We start from the raw sequence: 15,485 nt of genomic DNA on the forward strand, positions 1-15,485 counted from the left end.
CCATAGTATTTGTGATCTTAATCAAGAGATATTTGCCTATTTGCGTAATAGTTGTGAACACATTATCTTATTTGTACTAGATAGTTTCCAAAACTTATTTTATCATGCAAAATAATGAAAGTGACTTATCATATGAATTTTTAGTTTATGTCCAGTAGAGGTGCACTGTGAGATTAATTCCATTAAGTAATGCTAATGACGTAGGCCTCTGGTCTGCTCGCCATATAGTAAATAAAATCAACAAGTTCCAACCAAGCGAAGATCGTCCATTTGTATTAGGATTACCAACGGGTGGCTCCCCGTTGAATACTTATAAGCAACTCATAAAACTTCATAACGCTGGCGAAGTAAGCTTTAAAAACGTTGTGACATTTAACATGGATGAATATGTTGGACTAGATACTAACCATCCAGAATCATATCGTTCATTCATGTATGAAAACTTCTTTAACCATGTTGATATTCAGGAAAAAAATATCAACTTGTTAAATGGTAACACTGAAGATCATGATGCTGAATGTAAACGTTATGAAGATAAAATCAAATCTTATGGTCGTATCAATCTTTTCATGGGTGGTGTAGGCAATGATGGTCATATAGCTTTTAACGAGCCTGCATCATCTTTATCATCACGTACTCGTATCAAAACCTTAACTGAAGACACACGTATTGCGAATTCTCGATTTTTTAATGGGGATATCAGCTTAGTACCAAAATACTCACTTACTATCGGTGTCGGTACTTTATTAGATTCAGAAGAAGTAATGATCTTAATTACCGGCCACAATAAAGCACTTGCATTACAAGCAGCTGTTGAAGGTTCAGTAAACCATTTATGGACCGTTTCAGCACTTCAATTGCATGCTAAATCTGTCATTGTATGTGATGAACCATCAACTCAAGAGCTTAAAGTTAAAACCGTTAAGTACTTCCGTGAGTTAGAAGCTGAAAACATCAAAAATCTTTAATATAGCCAACATGAATTTTAAATAACAAAGGGTGTTATCTATGTATGCTCTGATTAATGCCAAAATTTACACCGGTCATGACGTGCTTACAGAACACGCAGTCGTGATTGAAAAAGGCAAAATCAAATCTGTCATCAAGAGTAAAGACTTACCAAAAAACATTGAAATTAAAGATTTAAATGGTGCGATTCTCAGTCCTGGTTTCATTGACTTACAGTTGAATGGCTGTGGTGGCGTAATGCTGAATGATGAAATCACAGCAGAAACCATGCAAATTATGCATAGAGCCAATTTAAAATCTGGCTGTACAAGCTTTACTCCGACTTTAATTACCTCTTCAAATGAAGATATGCAACAAGCAATTAAAGCAGGCAGAGAATATCAACAACAATATAAAAATCAATCATTAGGTTTGCACTTAGAAGGTCCATACTTAAATGTTTTGAAAAAGGGCATCCACCGCCCTGATTTTATTAGGAAATCTGATGATGATATGATTCAATTGATGTGTGATAATCATGATGTTATTGCAAAAGTGACATTAGCGCCCGAACAAAACAAATCTGAGCATATTCAAGAACTTACTGAAGCTGGTATAGTTGTATCTATAGGCCATACTAACGCCACTTATACTGAAGCCCGTGAAGGCTTTGCTCATGGTATTAGCTTTGCTACGCATTTATTCAATGCAATGACACCAATGGTTGGCCGCGAACCTGGTGTTGTTGGTGCGATATATGACACAGCAGAAGTATATGCTGGTATCATTGCTGATGGCTTTCATGTTGATTATGCAAACATCCGTATCGCCCATAAAATTAAAGGTGATAAGCTTGTTTTAGTGACTGATGCCACAGCTCCGGCAGGTGCTGATATGGATCACTTTATTTTTGTTGGTAAGAAAGTATATTACCGAGATGGCAAATGTGTTGATGAAAATGGCACACTTGGTGGTTCAGCTTTAACCATGATTGAAGCCGTACGTAATACGGTTGAACATGTAGGGATCGCTTTAGACGAAGCACTGCGTATGGCTACGCTTTATCCAGCTCGAGCAATTGGGGTCGATAAGCAGCTTGGCGTAATCAAATCAGGAATGGTTGCAAACTTAACTGTATTTGATCGTGACTTTAATGTAAAAGCGACGATTGTTAACGGACAATACGAGCAGACTTAATAATGAATGGCGGACAAATTGGTAATGTAGATTTAGTAAAACAGCTCAACAGTGCAGCTGTATATCGTTTGATCGATCAACAAGGTCCAATATCAAGGATCCAAGTTGCCGATGTAAGCCAACTTGCCCCCGCCAGTGTCACCAAAATAACCCGTCAGCTTTTAGAGCGAGGCTTAATTAAGGAAGTAGCACAACAAGCCTCAACCGGTGGACGACGTGCTATTTCTTTAACCACAGAAACAGGACCTTTCCATTCAATAGCAATTCGTCTTGGTCGCGATTATATTCAGATTAGTCTGTACGATCTTAGTGGCCACGAATTATCGAATCACCACTCCCCTTTTCGATATGACAAACAACAAGATTTACTGGATGGTCTTGTTTTACATACCAAAGCTTTCATTAATCAAAATAAAAATTTAATTGACCAACTGATTGCAATTGGAGTTACCCTGCCGGGGTTAGTTAACCCAGAAACAGGTGTCGTTGAGTACATGCCCAACACAGAAATTGACAATTTATCTCTGGGTAAATTATTACAAAAAACATTTTCTGTTGAAGTATTTGTTGGAAACGATATCCGCGGTTTAGCACTAGCTGAACATTACTTTGGTGCTAGTCGTGACTGCCAAGATTCAATATTAGTCAGTGTTTATCGTGGTGCAGGTGCAGGTATCATCGTAAATGGGCAAGTATTTTTGGGTTCAAACCGAAACGTTGGTGAAATCGGCCATATACAAATTGAGCCACTCGGTGATCGCTGTCAATGTGGAAATTTTGGCTGCCTTGAAACCGTTGCCGCCAATCCTGCAATTATCGCTCATATAAAACAACGCTTAGAACAGGGTTACCCATCAAGCTTGGCACAAATCGAATCACTAACAATGTCGGCTATTTGTGAGCATGCTAATCAAGGTGATGAGCTAGCTTCTCAATCACTCATTCGAGTGGGTAATCATCTTGGTAAAGCCATCGCGATGACTGTTAACTTGTTTAATCCACAAAAAATCATCATTGCGGGTGAAATCGTTAAGTCAAAAGAGATCATTTTTCACGCGATTCAGCGAAATATACAAAACCACTCTCTAGCAGCTTTCCATAAAAACTTACCAATTGTTGAATCACAGCTATACACAAAACCGACTATTGGGGCGTTTGCCATGATTAAGCGTGCAATGCTAAATGGCGTCCTATTACAAAAACTATTAGAAAATTAAATCAAATAACTCTATGATCTCAAGCGGATATATCTAAAGATATATCCGCTTTTTACTTTTATCCCTCCTAATTCTCTGGAAATTTAAAATGGATATCTTTTTAATCATCGCTGCATTTGTTTCAGGCTTTATTGCCCTGAGGCTCAATTTACCTCCGCTTGTTGGTTTTCTTATTGCGGGATTTGGTTTTCAATATTTTGATTTTCATAGCAATGAAGTTATCTCTACCTTGTCCGATCTAGGTGTCACTCTTTTACTTTTTACTTTTTACTATTGGTCTGAAACTAGATGTTAAATCATTATTAGCAAAAGAAATATGGGCCAGTGCAACCTTACATAATGTACTTTCTACTGTATTTTTCACGCTTGCTTTGATCGGATTAAAATCTATTGGTATCAAATTATTTACTGATATAGATTCCTTACAACTGTTACTACTGGCTTTTGTCCTGTCTTTTTCTAGCACTGTGTTTGCTATTAAAAGCTTAGAAGAGCAAGGTAGTATGAACTCCACCTTTGCAACAATTTCCATTGGTATCTTGATCATGCAAGATATCTTCGCCGTTTTATTTCTGACCATTTCAACCGGCAAAATTCCCGAATGGTATGCTATAGCGTTATTTCTTTTACCATTCGCTCGACCTCTTTTTTATAAAATCCTCGATAAATGTGGGCATGGAGAAGTGCTGCTTCTTTATGGCTTTTTCATGGCCTTGGTCATGGGCGCTGGTTTATTCACTGCCGTCGGTATGAAGGCTGATTTGGGCGCATTAATTTTAGGTATGCTGCTCGCAGGTCACCATAAAGCTTCCGAGCTTTCAAAATCACTATTCAATATAAAAGAGCTGTTCTTAGTTTGTTTCTTTTTAAATATCGGCTTATCAAATACACCAACCTTAGATGGACTGATTTTAGCTATCTTATTAGTCTTGTTACTGCCCATAAAAGGCATCCTCTATTTTGCGGTGATCAACTTATTTAAGTTTAGAGTACGGACTTCATTACTCTCTTCCCTCACCCTTCTAAATTATAGTGAATTTGGACTGATTGTGTCAGGCTTATCTTATAAACTTGGTTGGTTACCTGGAGAGATGATGGTCGCGATTGCTTTAGCCGTATCACTTTCTTTTATCATCGCGGCACCTATCAACAACATAAGCCATAAAATATACCGATATACTTCTCCTTGGCTAAGAGAACGCGCCGATGAAAAGCTTCACTTCCGGGATAAAAGAATAAACTCTGGAAACGCTCAAGTATTAATTTTAGGCATGGGGAGAATTGGAACCGGGGCCTATGATGAAATTCGAACCCGTTATGGCAAAATTAGTTTGGGTATCGAAACTCGCAGCGATGTTGTCCACACCCACCGACAAAGCGGCCGAAATGTGATTCAAGGCGATGCTACTGACTCTGATTTTTGGGAACGGATTTTAGATATAGCCAATGTAAAACTCGTGCTATTAGCAATGCCGCATCATCAAGGAAATCAATCGGCTTTAGAACAACTAAAGGCTCGACACTATAAAGGCCAAGTTGCGGCCATTGCAGAGTTCCCAGATCAAGTAACTGAACTCACACAAAATGGCGTGGATGCAGCATTTAATATATACAACGAAGCAGGGGCAGGTTTTGCTCGACATGTTTGTGATAAATTAAACCCTCAGTTTAAGCTTATGCAACATGGAAATTGGGACAAAACAAACGATTTAACCTAATTATTCTACATATGAGGAACCGCTTGCTGGATACTGGTGCGTATAAAAACCAACTTGAAATGGATAATATCAATCAAAAATCGATTTTAATTAAAAAATATTCACCACAGGTGTAGTTTAAGGTTTTTTTTAACAATGATTGGTTGCTTTTTTTATTGATACTGGCAAATTGAATGTAACGAAAAAATAATAACTTCAAAATGGATTTTTAAGGAAAGAGTATGTGTTCAATATTTGGTATTTTAGACATAAAATCAGATCCAGCCGCTTTACGTCCAATTGCACTAGAGATGTCGAAAAAACTTCGCCACCGTGGACCTGACTGGTCTGGCATCTATGCATCCGACAGCGCCATTCTCGCTCATGAACGTTTATCAATTGTCGGTTTAAATAGTGGTGCACAACCACTTTATAGCGAAGATAAAAAACATATTCTAGCCGTGAATGGTGAAATCTATAACCACAAAGAAATCCGAGCGAAATATGCGGATAAATTCAACTTTCAAACAGATTCAGACTGCGAAGTCATTCTCGCGTTATATCAAGAATTAGGCGAAAACTTACTGGAAGAACTAAACGGAATTTTTGCTTTCGTTCTTTATGATGAAGAGAAAGATAAGTACCTTGTTGGCCGTGACCACATAGGTATTATTCCTCTTTATCAGGGTTATGATGAACACGGTAACTACTATGTTGCTTCAGAAATGAAAGCCTTAGTACCTGTTTGTAAAACAATCAGTGAATTTCCTCCGGGTAGTTACTATAGCTCAGATGATTCCGAACCCGTCCGTTATTATCAACGAGATTGGATGGAATACGCAGCAGTCCAAGGTAATTTAACAAATAAAGAAGATCTAACGAAAGCTCTAGAAGATGCAGTGAAGCGTCAATTAATGACAGACGTTCCATACGGTGTATTACTTTCTGGTGGATTGGACTCCTCCATCACTTCTGCTGTCGCTAAGCGCTTTGCAGCGATGCGTATTGAAGATGATGAGCAATCTCAAGCTTGGTGGCCTCAACTGCACTCTTTCGCGATTGGTCTTGAAGATGCCCCTGACTTAAAGGCAGCTCGTGAAGTTGCAGAGAAACTTGGCACAGTTCACCATGAAATGACTTATACCGTTCAAGAGGGCCTTGATGCGATCCGTGATGTTATCTACCATATCGAAACCTATGATGTGACTACGATTCGTGCTTCGACCCCAATGTTCTTGCTTGCACGTAAGATTAAAGCGATGGGAATTAAAATGGTATTGTCTGGTGAAGGTGCGGATGAAATATTTGGCGGTTATTTATACTTCCATAAAGCACCTAACGCTAAAGAATTCCATGAAGAAACCGTTCGTAAACTACTCGCTCTTAATATGTTCGACTGTGCACGTGCTAATAAATCATTAGCAGCTTGGGGAGTTGAAGGCCGCGTACCTTTCTTAGATAAAGAATTTATCGATGTGGCAATGCGCTTGAACCCAGAAGATAAAATGTGTGGTAACGGAAAGATGGAGAAACACATATTACGTGAGTGTTTTGAACATTATCTTCCTGAATCTATTGCATGGCGCCAAAAAGAACAATTTTCTGATGGCGTTGGTTATAACTGGATTGACTCACTAAAAGCCCAAGCTGAAGAGAAAGTAACAATTCAACAATTAGAAACAGCAGCATTCAAGTTTCCGTATAACACACCAACGACTAAAGAAGGTTATGTATATCGTGAAATTTTCTCTGAACTGTTTCCTTTAGAATCTGCGGCCAAATGTGTCCCTGGTGGTCCATCGGTTGCTTGTTCTTCTGCAACAGCCATTGAATGGGATGAATCATTCAAGAATAATGCTGACCCTTCAGGGCGTGCTATAAAATCGGTTCATAACGACGCTTATTAATCGATTTTAATAACCATAAATATAATGCCTCTAATGCTTATTCATAAGAGGCATTATTTATCTTATTCATGGGATTCAGGAGGAAAAAATAACGTTACCTATAAACCTTACCCCAATAAAAAGATAAAGACTTTGATAGTAAGTTAACGCCACACCACATCGTTGTTATCGACTTTAACTTTAACCTGTTGATTAATAAGTGTAATGAATAGAATAGAACGTTTTTCACCATCAGGTTCTTGATATATCGCATCAAATCCAGCAAATTGCCCTGATTTTATTTGAATAACCTGCCCTGATTGAGGTAATTGAGTGCAATCTAAGTCATCATGATTTTCACACTGCTTTAATTGTTCGATAAGACTTACTGGTACTTGATAAGGTTGCCCACCAAATCTTACAAAGTCCATAACACCACGAGTGGAGCGAATCGTCGTAAAGCTAGGACTCGTTGACATATCTAAACCAATAAAAATATAGGACGGAAATAAAGCTTCTAAAACTCGCTTTCTTTTTCCTCGAACAATTTTTTCTACTTCTACTTCAGGGTAATAACAACCTATTGATTGATTTTCTAAATGCATTTTTGCTCTTTGTTGTTCGCCACGCTTACAATAAAGTAAATACCAGGATTCCATGATCACTTACCCTTAAAAATTTTAATCCATCCTACCATCATCTCTTAACGGTTAAAATCCTCATATCAATATCAAGAACACCAACAAATAAAGCAATTTATTAACATCAATCGAATAAAAATAACATTATCGTTCTTTATTTATCCAATCAGTAAGTAGATGTAAAAACTAATGTCTCAGATCATTGTAGTTTTAAAATTTGGTCTGTATATATAATAGAAGCATTAGATTCTGTAATATTAAGCATTAAAAAAACTTATGCGATGAGGGCTCTTTTTTCTATCAATAAAAGATAAAAAAAATAGTTTTCTAAATATACGGACTCCTAGTATGCAATCACCAACTTTTTCAAAGATGGTAGTAAGTATTCATTATTTGGAACAATCACATGACAACACACCAAACACAAACGTCACAAACTAAGTCATTCATGACAGTATCCATGATTGAATTATGGGAACGATTTGGCTACTACGGTATGCAAGCACTGATCGTTTACTTCATGATCCAACGTCTAGGCTTTGAAGACTCACGAGCAAATTTAGTTTGGGGGGCTTGTGCTGCATTAATTTATGTATCACCGGCTATCGGCGGCTGGATTGGCGATAAAGTTTTAGGAACCAAGCGTACAATGCTCCTAGGTGCATTTATCTTAGCGCTTGGCTATGCAGTAATGACGATTCCATCAGAAAACACATGGGTACTATTCTTTGCCTTAGGCATCATCGTTGTTGGTAATGGTTTCTTTAAGCCCAATGCTGGTAACCTTGTGCGCAAAATTTATGAAGGCGATGACTCAAAAATTGACAGTGCATTTACCATCTACTACATGGCAGTAAATGTTGGTTCAACTTTCTCTATGCTACTAACACCATGGATTAAAGATTACGTCAATGAACATTACGGTAATCAATTTGGCTGGCACGCGGCTTTTGCAGTTTGTTGTGTGGGTCTGTTAGTCGGTATGGGAAACTACTTTTTGATGCGAAAATCACTGAGTAAATATGGTTCAAAACCAGATACCAAACCCGTAGATCAGCGTAAACTAGCGATGGTGATTACCGGCGCCGTTGCAGCCGTTGGTATTTCAGCGTTAATTCTTGAATACCAAACTCTGGCTCGAATCTTCGTTTATGTTGCAGGTATTGTCGTTCTTGGTATTTTTATTCATCTTATTCGTAGCAGTGAAAAGCATGAGCGTGCAGGATTGATTGCCGCACTAGTATTAATCATTCAGACCGTATTTTTCTTCATTTTCTATCAGCAAATGTCGACCTCATTGGCTCTATTTGCCTTACGAAACGTTGATCTTAACTTCAATATATTCGGCATCAACTTGATGACCTGGTCTCCTGGACAATTCCAAGCATTGAATCCAATCTGGATTATGCTACTTAGTCCAATACTAGCTTTCCTTTATACAAAAGCAGGTAAGAACAATAAAGACTTTTCTATTGCAGGTAAATTTGCTTTAGGCTTTGCTGTTGTCGCGGTCGGCTTCTTTGTTTACGGTTTTGCTGGTAATTTTGCGGTTAATGGTAAAACAACCTCTTGGGTTATGATCGTCGGTTACGGTGCCTACTCTTTAGGGGAATTACTCGTAAGTGGCCTAGGCCTTGCAATGATCGCACGCTATGCTCCTGAGCGTATGGGTGGCTTCATGATGGGTGCTTATTATGTTGCTTGTGGTATTTCACAATACTTAGGTGGCGTAGTGGCTAACTTTGCAAGTATTCCAAAAGGGATGAGTAACCCACTCGAAACCTTAGATATTTATACAAGCTTGTTCAATAAGCTCGGTATGGCGGCAGTCGTCTGTACGTTTATCGCTCTAGCTGTTCTTCCATTGATGCGTCGCCTAGACAAAAGACATCAAGGCATTCATTAATACCTTGATTCAGATATAAATAACCCCCAAGGTTGGTTATCTAACTATTGGGGGTCACTTCATTATGCGATATTTTTTGCCTAAATAATCTCAAATACAATTCAAAGATAAACTTTAAAAATCATCTCGAATTAAGGCTACCATCATTTCCATATGCTCATCTGAATCATTTAAACATTCAATATAACGATATTCTTGCCCACCAGCACCTTGGTAGATCTCTTTACACTCAATAGCAATCTCTTCTAACGTTTCAATGCAATCACAAGCAAACGCAGGAGAAATAATATCTAATTTTCCCACTGACTTCTTGGCCAAACTTTCCAACGTTTTATCCGTGTAAGGCTGTAACCATTCTTCTTTCCCAAAACGAGATTGATAACTCATGCCCATTTGGTTTTCCGTAAGCCCTAATTCTATGCGAAGTAATTCCGTTGTTTGCTCACAATGGACAGGATAAACATCACCTTGTTCTGCTAGCCTTTTAGGAATGCCATGATAAGAACACAATAAGTAATCACCCTGCCCATGCTCTTGCCAATGTTGTTTAACTTTACTCGCCAATGCTTTAATAAATAAAGGATGATGGTAATACTCTCGAATCAAACGATACGAAGGAATCACTAAGCTTTTTTGCAAAACACGATTAAACGCGTCAGAGACTGCTGCTGTAGTCGTGCTCGAATATTGAGGGTACAAAGGCAAAACCGTAATATCATTGCAACCTTGGGCTTTTAATGCTTCTAGACCAGCGTCAAGGCTTGGATTACCATAAGTCATTCCAATTTCAACCGGCATATTTATCTTTTGTTTCAGTTGCGCCGCTTGTCGCTTAGCATACACCATCAAAGGTGACCCCTCTTCCATCCAAACTTGTTGATACACTTTAGCTACTTTGGGTGATCTAAGCGGTAAAATGACACCATTTAGCAAAGGTTTCCAAACGATACTTGGTATGCTTACAACCCGTTTATCGCTTAAAAATTGTTTTAAGAAACGTTTTATTGCCGCGGGTGTTGCTTCATCTGGTGTCCCTAAATTAACGAGTAGTACGCCCTGAGTTCTAGGCGAATCTTGTGATACATGGTTCATGCAATCTCCCAACACCGAATAAATGGTATAAAAAAAGCGACTATTTAAGTCGCTTAATATAACAAATTCTATTTATCAGAACAGGTTAACTTCCATTAAACCGCATCTTTACTTAGTTAATGCTTTTTCAAGATCCGCACTAACCTCAGTAACAGGCTTAGTTCCGTCAAACTTCAAATAAGTTGTGCTGCCTGCTTGAGCTTCTTTATTGTAGTAAGCAATAAGTGGCGATGTTTGCTCATGGTAAACGCCTAAACGAGCACGAACCGTCTCTTCTTTATCGTCGTCACGAACAACCAGATCTTCACCAGTAATATCATCCTTACCTTCCACTTTTGGTGGATTATAAATGTTATGGTAAGTACGACCAGAAGCAAGATGAGCACGACGACCTGCCATACGCTCAACAATAACGCTATCAGCGACGTCAAATTCAATTACATAATCAACATTCACGCCTAATTCTTTCAAGCCATCAGCTTGTGGAATGGTACGTGGGAAGCCGTCTAATAAAAATCCTTTTTCACAATCTTCTTGTGCAATACGTTCTTTGATAAGACCTAGAATAATATCATCAGAAACTAACTGGCCCGCATCAATAACGGCTTTAGCTTGCTTGCCCATTTCAGTTCCTGCTTTAATTGCTGCACGCAACATATCGCCAGTTGAAATTTGCGGAATACCAAACTTTTCCATAATGAATTGAGCTTGAGTACCTTTACCAGCACCCGGAGCACCTAAAAGAATGATGCGCATGACTATTCCTCTTAATTAATATTTTTATACCGAAGCTCACTGTAATAATGATCACTACGGTAAGTTTCGGTATAAGGATTTCGGTAGTATATCCTTGTCATCACAAAGATTACTGCCCTATTATCATTTGAGGCTAGAATTTTACCACAAATTCTAGCCTCATTTCATTTTTACTTATTGAGAAGTGCGTTGATTGCACCCACAAAGTGACTTGGATCTTCCATTGCACCACGCTCTGAAAGCATCGCCTGTCCAAGCAATACTTCAACCCAACGGCCAAAAGCAACGTCATCGGCTTCATCTGCCATACGTTTCACTAAGTCATGATGAGGGTTAAGTTCAAAGATATACTTAACTTCCGGTACATCTTGACCCGCTGCCGCTAATAATTTGGCCATTTGCGTACCCATTTCAAAGTCATCAGTGACGACTACCGAGGGCGTATTCGCTAGTTTAAAAGTCGTACGTACATCTTTTACGCGATTTCCCAAATAAGCTTTGGTACGCTCAACCACCGACTTGAACTCTTCTTCTGTTTCCTTATGCTGTTCTTTTTCTGCTTCATCTTCAAATTTAGACAAATCCAGACCTGCTTTGGTGATCGATTGAAATTGGTTGCCATCAAACTCAGTCAGATAATTCATTAACCATTCATCGATGCGATCGACCATCAAAATAACTTCAAGCCCTTTAGATTCAAATTGTTCTAAGTGGGGGCTATTTTTCGCAGCGGCATAACTGTCAGCCGTTAGATAATAAATCTTATCTTGGCCTTCCTTCATACGCTCAATATAAGAGGCAAGTGCTACGGTCTGTTCAGCACTATCAATATGTGTTGAAGTAAAACGCATTAAGCCTGCGATTTTCTCTTTATTAGAGTAATCTTCCGCTGGACCTTCTTTAAGCACCAAGCCAAATTCTTTCCAGAATGCTTGGTACTTTTCTTCATCACGTGACGCAATTTTCTCCAACATGCTTAACACACGTTTGGTACACGCGTTACGTAATGACTGAGTGATTTTATTATCTTGCAGAATTTCACGCGATACGTTCAAAGGTAAGTCATTCGAATCAATCAAACCTTTGACAAAACGTAGGTAAGAAGGCATAAATTGTTCTGCATCATCCATAATAAATACACGTTGAACGTACAACTTTAAGCCTGCTTGATGATCGCGGTTCATCATATCCCAAGGCGCTTTTGACGGAATATAAAGCAAACTAGTGTAATCGTTTTTACCTTCGACTTTGTTATGGCTCCAAGTCAAAGGGTCAGCAAAATCATGAGAGACATGCTTATAGAATTCAATATATTCTTCCTCGGCCACTTCCGATTTAGAACGAGTCCACAGCGCTTGGGCCTTATTGATTTGCTCCCAACCGCCCTCTTTTTTCGTAATTTTAGTACCATCTTCATTTTCTTCACCTGTTTCAACATCTTTTTCAGTCCAAATAGAAACAGGAATACCAATATGATCAGAATACTTACCAATCACATCACGTAAGCGATATTCAGATAAAAATTCTTTACCCTCTTCACGCATATGTAGAATGATTTCAGTACCACGGCTTTCTTTGGTAATATCTTCAATTGTGTAATCACCTTCACCTGCCGAATGCCATTTGACTGCCTCCGTTGAAGCGACACCTGCTGCTCTGGTTTTTACCGTCACAGCGTCTGCAACGATAAATGCCGAATAGAAACCCACACCAAACTGCCCAATAAGCTGAGAGTCTTTGCTCTGATCTTCAGACAATTTGGCAAAGAAATCTGCAGTCCCTGACTTAGCAATTGTGCCTAAATGTTCAATAACATCATCACGCGTCATACCAATACCGTTATCCGAGATAGTCAACGTATTAGTTTCTTCATTAAACGACAACTTAACACCCAAATCAGCATCCCCTTGATACAGTTCAGGATGAGATAAAGCTTTAAAGCGTAATTTATCCGCGGCATCAGAGGCATTTGAAATTAATTCACGTAAAAAGATTTCTTTATTGGAATAAAGAGAGTGAATCATTAGGTGTAGAAGTTGCTTAACTTCGGATTGAAATCCACGAGTTTCTTTATTATTTGTCATGGTATCGCTCATTTGAACTCCATTATTCATAGGTTGGACACAGATATATCTATTAAAGTTGGGTTAAGAAATATAAATTCAAGGTAAAAATTCATCAAAACCGTGTTTTTCTTATCAATTTTCATTATGATGTAGAGAGAAAAGCTCATAAAATCTAAATTTCGGTATTTTATTAATCGAAATATCTGTTTACACCCATTTTCTGCTGAGAATACCTAAATGACTAACATAGGTACTAAATACATTCTTGCTAACAAATTTATCTTTGATCCTTACAGCAATACGCTAATTGATCAAAACGATGAAAATGAAATCGTGCGCTTAGGAAGTAATGAAAGCCGCATACTACTCATCCTAATCGAAAGCACTAATAGCGTAGTAAGTCGAGATCAGTTACATGAATATGTCTGGAGAGACCAAGGGTTTCAAGTCGACGACTCAAGCCTAACACAAGCTATATCAACACTACGAAAAATGCTTCAAGATTCAACAAAATCACCACAATTTGTTAAAACTGTGCCAAAACGAGGCTATCAATTCATTGCTCAAGTTGAAGTGGCTCCACCAATTTCATCACTTGAACCGATTTTAGAAGAATCACCCCAAAATACTGAAAAATTGCATACGACAAATCAATTGATTGACGACTCTTCAAATGCACAAACATCAGAAGCTAAGACCGAAAAAAACGAAGTTCAAAGGAAAGAGAAAGCGCCCTTAACCATCAAGTTCATATGGTTAATAGTGATATTATTACCGATTCTCGCTTGGATGGTAAACGTCCCAAAATCCAGTGACTTCACTTCATTGACAACGGTTGATGGGATACCTGTTTTAGTCCCGACAAACCAACCAGAATTAGAACAGTGGATTCCAATAATTAAAAGTTGTACCAAACGTTATCTCTCACACAGCCCTGGAAAAACAGGTCTAGACAGAATAATTGCAACTGGGGATCAGCGAGAAAAAATATTTCTCAATTACATCCATAGTTTGGATCTATCCAGTGAAAACAAGACTATATTACTTTTTGTTGACCAAACAAATTTCGATTCGCTTTGTCAATAAGAATTAAAAGGGTTCAAAAATGAAAGCACTAAAAATGCAAAAACTACTTTCTATCATGGCTCTTATCATCACTATAATCAGTGTCTGGTTTTATTGGAATGGGGATTCAAAAGTTAGACAACTACTCACATCTAGAGAATGGCAGTCAACGACCTTTGTTTACATGACACTTTCAGACCAACAAACTAATTCTTTAGATAAAGCAGCCGTGAACTCTACTATTAAATATTTGCCCAACAACACCTATTTAAAGCTGTCTACACTTATTTTTTCAAGTAAAAATATTGAATCGCCTGTTGAAATTAATATTTCAGAATCTGGAAGCTGGGAGCTAAGCGATAATTATTTAGTTGTCACATCTGATCAGTTCAAAGATGTTTCAACTAAACCTATTACTCAAATTTCTCCCGGCCAAGTAAGTAAGCTAAAAAAACTATTTAAAATCAGCTCACAACAGAGTCGTAGAGTCGATATTATTAATGACAAAACATTACTATTAACTAATTTAGGTCATGGTTCAACAGTATTATTCTCTCTATGATACAAAAGAAAGAGGATGACTTATCTTGTGGATATATTCCTATTGTAAATAGAATGGATATAATTTATGACCATGTTAAAAGCAAAAATATCGATACACTACTGCCAGCAATGTAATTGGATGCTTCGCGCCACTTGGCTAAGCCAAGAGTTGCTTCATACTTTCAGCGAAGATATCGAATACGTAAGCCTATATCCTGATACAGGAGGCCGATTTGAAATTTTTTGTAATAACATTCAAGTATGGGAAAGGAAACTAGATCAAGGTTTCCCTGATGCAAAGGCTCTTAAACAACGTATTAGAGATGTCATCGCTCCTGAAAGAAAGATGGGCCATCTCGATTCCAAGTAATTGATGCTACTCTGCTATATATCTATCCCATAATACTCTTTCTAAAATGCATCATAGTTGCATGTATAACCCAATTAATACTTTATTCATGTATATACTTA

Annotated in this window: 12 protein-coding genes and 1 pseudogene; 9 read left to right on the forward strand and 4 right to left on the reverse strand. The window is 38.1% G+C overall.

All coding sequences use genetic code 11. From position 1 onward, the window contains the following. Nucleotides 1-167 precede the first annotated feature (167 nt). From nagB to asnB, 5 genes and pseudogenes are all read left to right on the forward strand, one after another. A complete protein-coding gene (gene nagB / locus VCASEI_RS08820) occupies nt 168-968 on the forward strand; it encodes a glucosamine-6-phosphate deaminase (protein WP_086962572.1) in 801 nt (266 codons plus the stop codon). A 40-nt stretch (nt 969-1,008) separates the two neighbouring features. Next, complete coding sequence (nagA, locus tag VCASEI_RS08825; RefSeq protein ID WP_086962574.1) at nt 1,009-2,145, forward strand: N-acetylglucosamine-6-phosphate deacetylase; 1,137 nt, start codon at nt 1,009-1,011, stop codon at nt 2,143-2,145. A gap of 2 nt (nt 2,146-2,147) precedes the next feature. Continuing rightward, the gene (gene nagC / locus VCASEI_RS08830) at nt 2,148-3,362 is read left to right on the forward strand and encodes a DNA-binding transcriptional regulator NagC (RefSeq protein WP_086962575.1); all 1,215 of its coding nucleotides are present in this window, start codon (nt 2,148-2,150) and stop codon (nt 3,360-3,362) included. Between the two features lie 88 nt (nt 3,363-3,450). Further along, nucleotides 3,451-5,080: pseudogene (locus tag VCASEI_RS08835) on the forward strand (cation:proton antiporter domain-containing protein). A gap of 221 nt (nt 5,081-5,301) precedes the next feature. After that, complete coding sequence (gene asnB, locus VCASEI_RS08840) at nt 5,302-6,966, forward strand: asparagine synthase B (protein ID WP_086962577.1); 1,665 nt, start codon at nt 5,302-5,304, stop codon at nt 6,964-6,966. Nucleotides 6,967-7,109: 143 nt separating this feature from the next. Here the strand turns inward: asnB and rfaH are convergent, their stop codons facing one another. Beyond that, nucleotides 7,110-7,604, reverse strand: a complete 495-nt coding sequence (gene rfaH / locus VCASEI_RS08845; RefSeq protein WP_086962579.1) for a transcription/translation regulatory transformer protein RfaH — start codon at nt 7,602-7,604, stop codon at nt 7,110-7,112. Between the two features lie 388 nt (nt 7,605-7,992). Here rfaH and VCASEI_RS08850 point away from each other — a divergent pair, with 388 nt between their 5' ends. Beyond that, nucleotides 7,993-9,492, forward strand: coding sequence for a peptide MFS transporter (locus VCASEI_RS08850; protein ID WP_089111129.1), 1,500 nt, complete (start codon nt 7,993-7,995; stop codon nt 9,490-9,492). A gap of 114 nt (nt 9,493-9,606) precedes the next feature. On the opposite strand, the gene hemH is transcribed toward VCASEI_RS08850, so the two are convergent. From hemH to htpG, 3 genes are all read right to left on the reverse strand, one after another. After that, nucleotides 9,607-10,584, reverse strand: coding sequence for a ferrochelatase (hemH, locus tag VCASEI_RS08855; protein ID WP_086962584.1), 978 nt, complete (start codon nt 10,582-10,584; stop codon nt 9,607-9,609). Nucleotides 10,585-10,692: 108 nt separating this feature from the next. Next, nucleotides 10,693-11,340 carry an adenylate kinase gene (gene adk / locus VCASEI_RS08860; RefSeq protein ID WP_086962586.1) on the reverse strand — a complete coding sequence of 216 codons (648 nt, stop codon included), beginning with the start codon at nt 11,338-11,340 and terminating at the stop codon, nt 10,693-10,695. Nucleotides 11,341-11,510: 170 nt separating this feature from the next. Beyond that, nucleotides 11,511-13,436, reverse strand: a complete 1,926-nt coding sequence (htpG, locus tag VCASEI_RS08865) for a molecular chaperone HtpG (RefSeq protein ID WP_086962588.1) — start codon at nt 13,434-13,436, stop codon at nt 11,511-11,513. Nucleotides 13,437-13,643: 207 nt separating this feature from the next. Between htpG and VCASEI_RS08870 the strand changes: the two genes are divergently transcribed. From VCASEI_RS08870 to VCASEI_RS08880, 3 genes are all read left to right on the forward strand, one after another. Continuing rightward, nucleotides 13,644-14,492: a transcriptional regulator gene (locus tag VCASEI_RS08870; RefSeq protein WP_086962590.1), complete on the forward strand. Its 849-nt coding sequence runs from the start codon at nt 13,644-13,646 to the stop codon at nt 14,490-14,492. Nucleotides 14,493-14,511: 19 nt separating this feature from the next. Further along, nucleotides 14,512-15,033: a regulatory protein ToxS gene (locus VCASEI_RS08875; RefSeq protein ID WP_226983248.1), complete on the forward strand. Its 522-nt coding sequence runs from the start codon at nt 14,512-14,514 to the stop codon at nt 15,031-15,033. A gap of 66 nt (nt 15,034-15,099) precedes the next feature. Next, on the forward strand, nt 15,100-15,384 hold the full coding sequence (locus tag VCASEI_RS08880; RefSeq protein WP_086962592.1) for a SelT/SelW/SelH family protein: 285 nt from the start codon (nt 15,100-15,102) through the stop codon (nt 15,382-15,384). Nucleotides 15,385-15,485: the final 101 nt, after the last annotated feature.

The sequence above is a fragment of the Vibrio casei genome (assembly GCF_002218025.2).
Lineage (GTDB): Bacteria > Pseudomonadota > Gammaproteobacteria > Enterobacterales > Vibrionaceae > Vibrio > Vibrio casei.

Coding starts and splice junctions, on each gene's coding strand:
- htpG (WP_086962588.1), bottom strand. CDS start 13,436: ATGAGCGATACCATGACAAATAATAAAGAAACTCGTGGATTTCAATCC.
- nagA (WP_086962574.1), top strand. CDS start 1,009: ATGTATGCTCTGATTAATGCCAAAATTTACACCGGTCATGACGTGCTT.
- adk (WP_086962586.1), bottom strand. CDS start 11,340: ATGCGCATCATTCTTTTAGGTGCTCCGGGTGCTGGTAAAGGTACTCAA.
- rfaH (WP_086962579.1), bottom strand. CDS start 7,604: ATGGAATCCTGGTATTTACTTTATTGTAAGCGTGGCGAACAACAAAGA.
- nagC (WP_086962575.1), top strand. CDS start 2,148: ATGAATGGCGGACAAATTGGTAATGTAGATTTAGTAAAACAGCTCAAC.
- VCASEI_RS08880 (WP_086962592.1), top strand. CDS start 15,100: ATGACCATGTTAAAAGCAAAAATATCGATACACTACTGCCAGCAATGT.
- asnB (WP_086962577.1), top strand. CDS start 5,302: ATGTGTTCAATATTTGGTATTTTAGACATAAAATCAGATCCAGCCGCT.
- hemH (WP_086962584.1), bottom strand. CDS start 10,584: ATGAACCATGTATCACAAGATTCGCCTAGAACTCAGGGCGTACTACTC.
- VCASEI_RS08850 (WP_089111129.1), top strand. CDS start 7,993: ATGACAACACACCAAACACAAACGTCACAAACTAAGTCATTCATGACA.
- VCASEI_RS08875 (WP_226983248.1), top strand. CDS start 14,512: ATGAAAGCACTAAAAATGCAAAAACTACTTTCTATCATGGCTCTTATC.
- VCASEI_RS08870 (WP_086962590.1), top strand. CDS start 13,644: ATGACTAACATAGGTACTAAATACATTCTTGCTAACAAATTTATCTTT.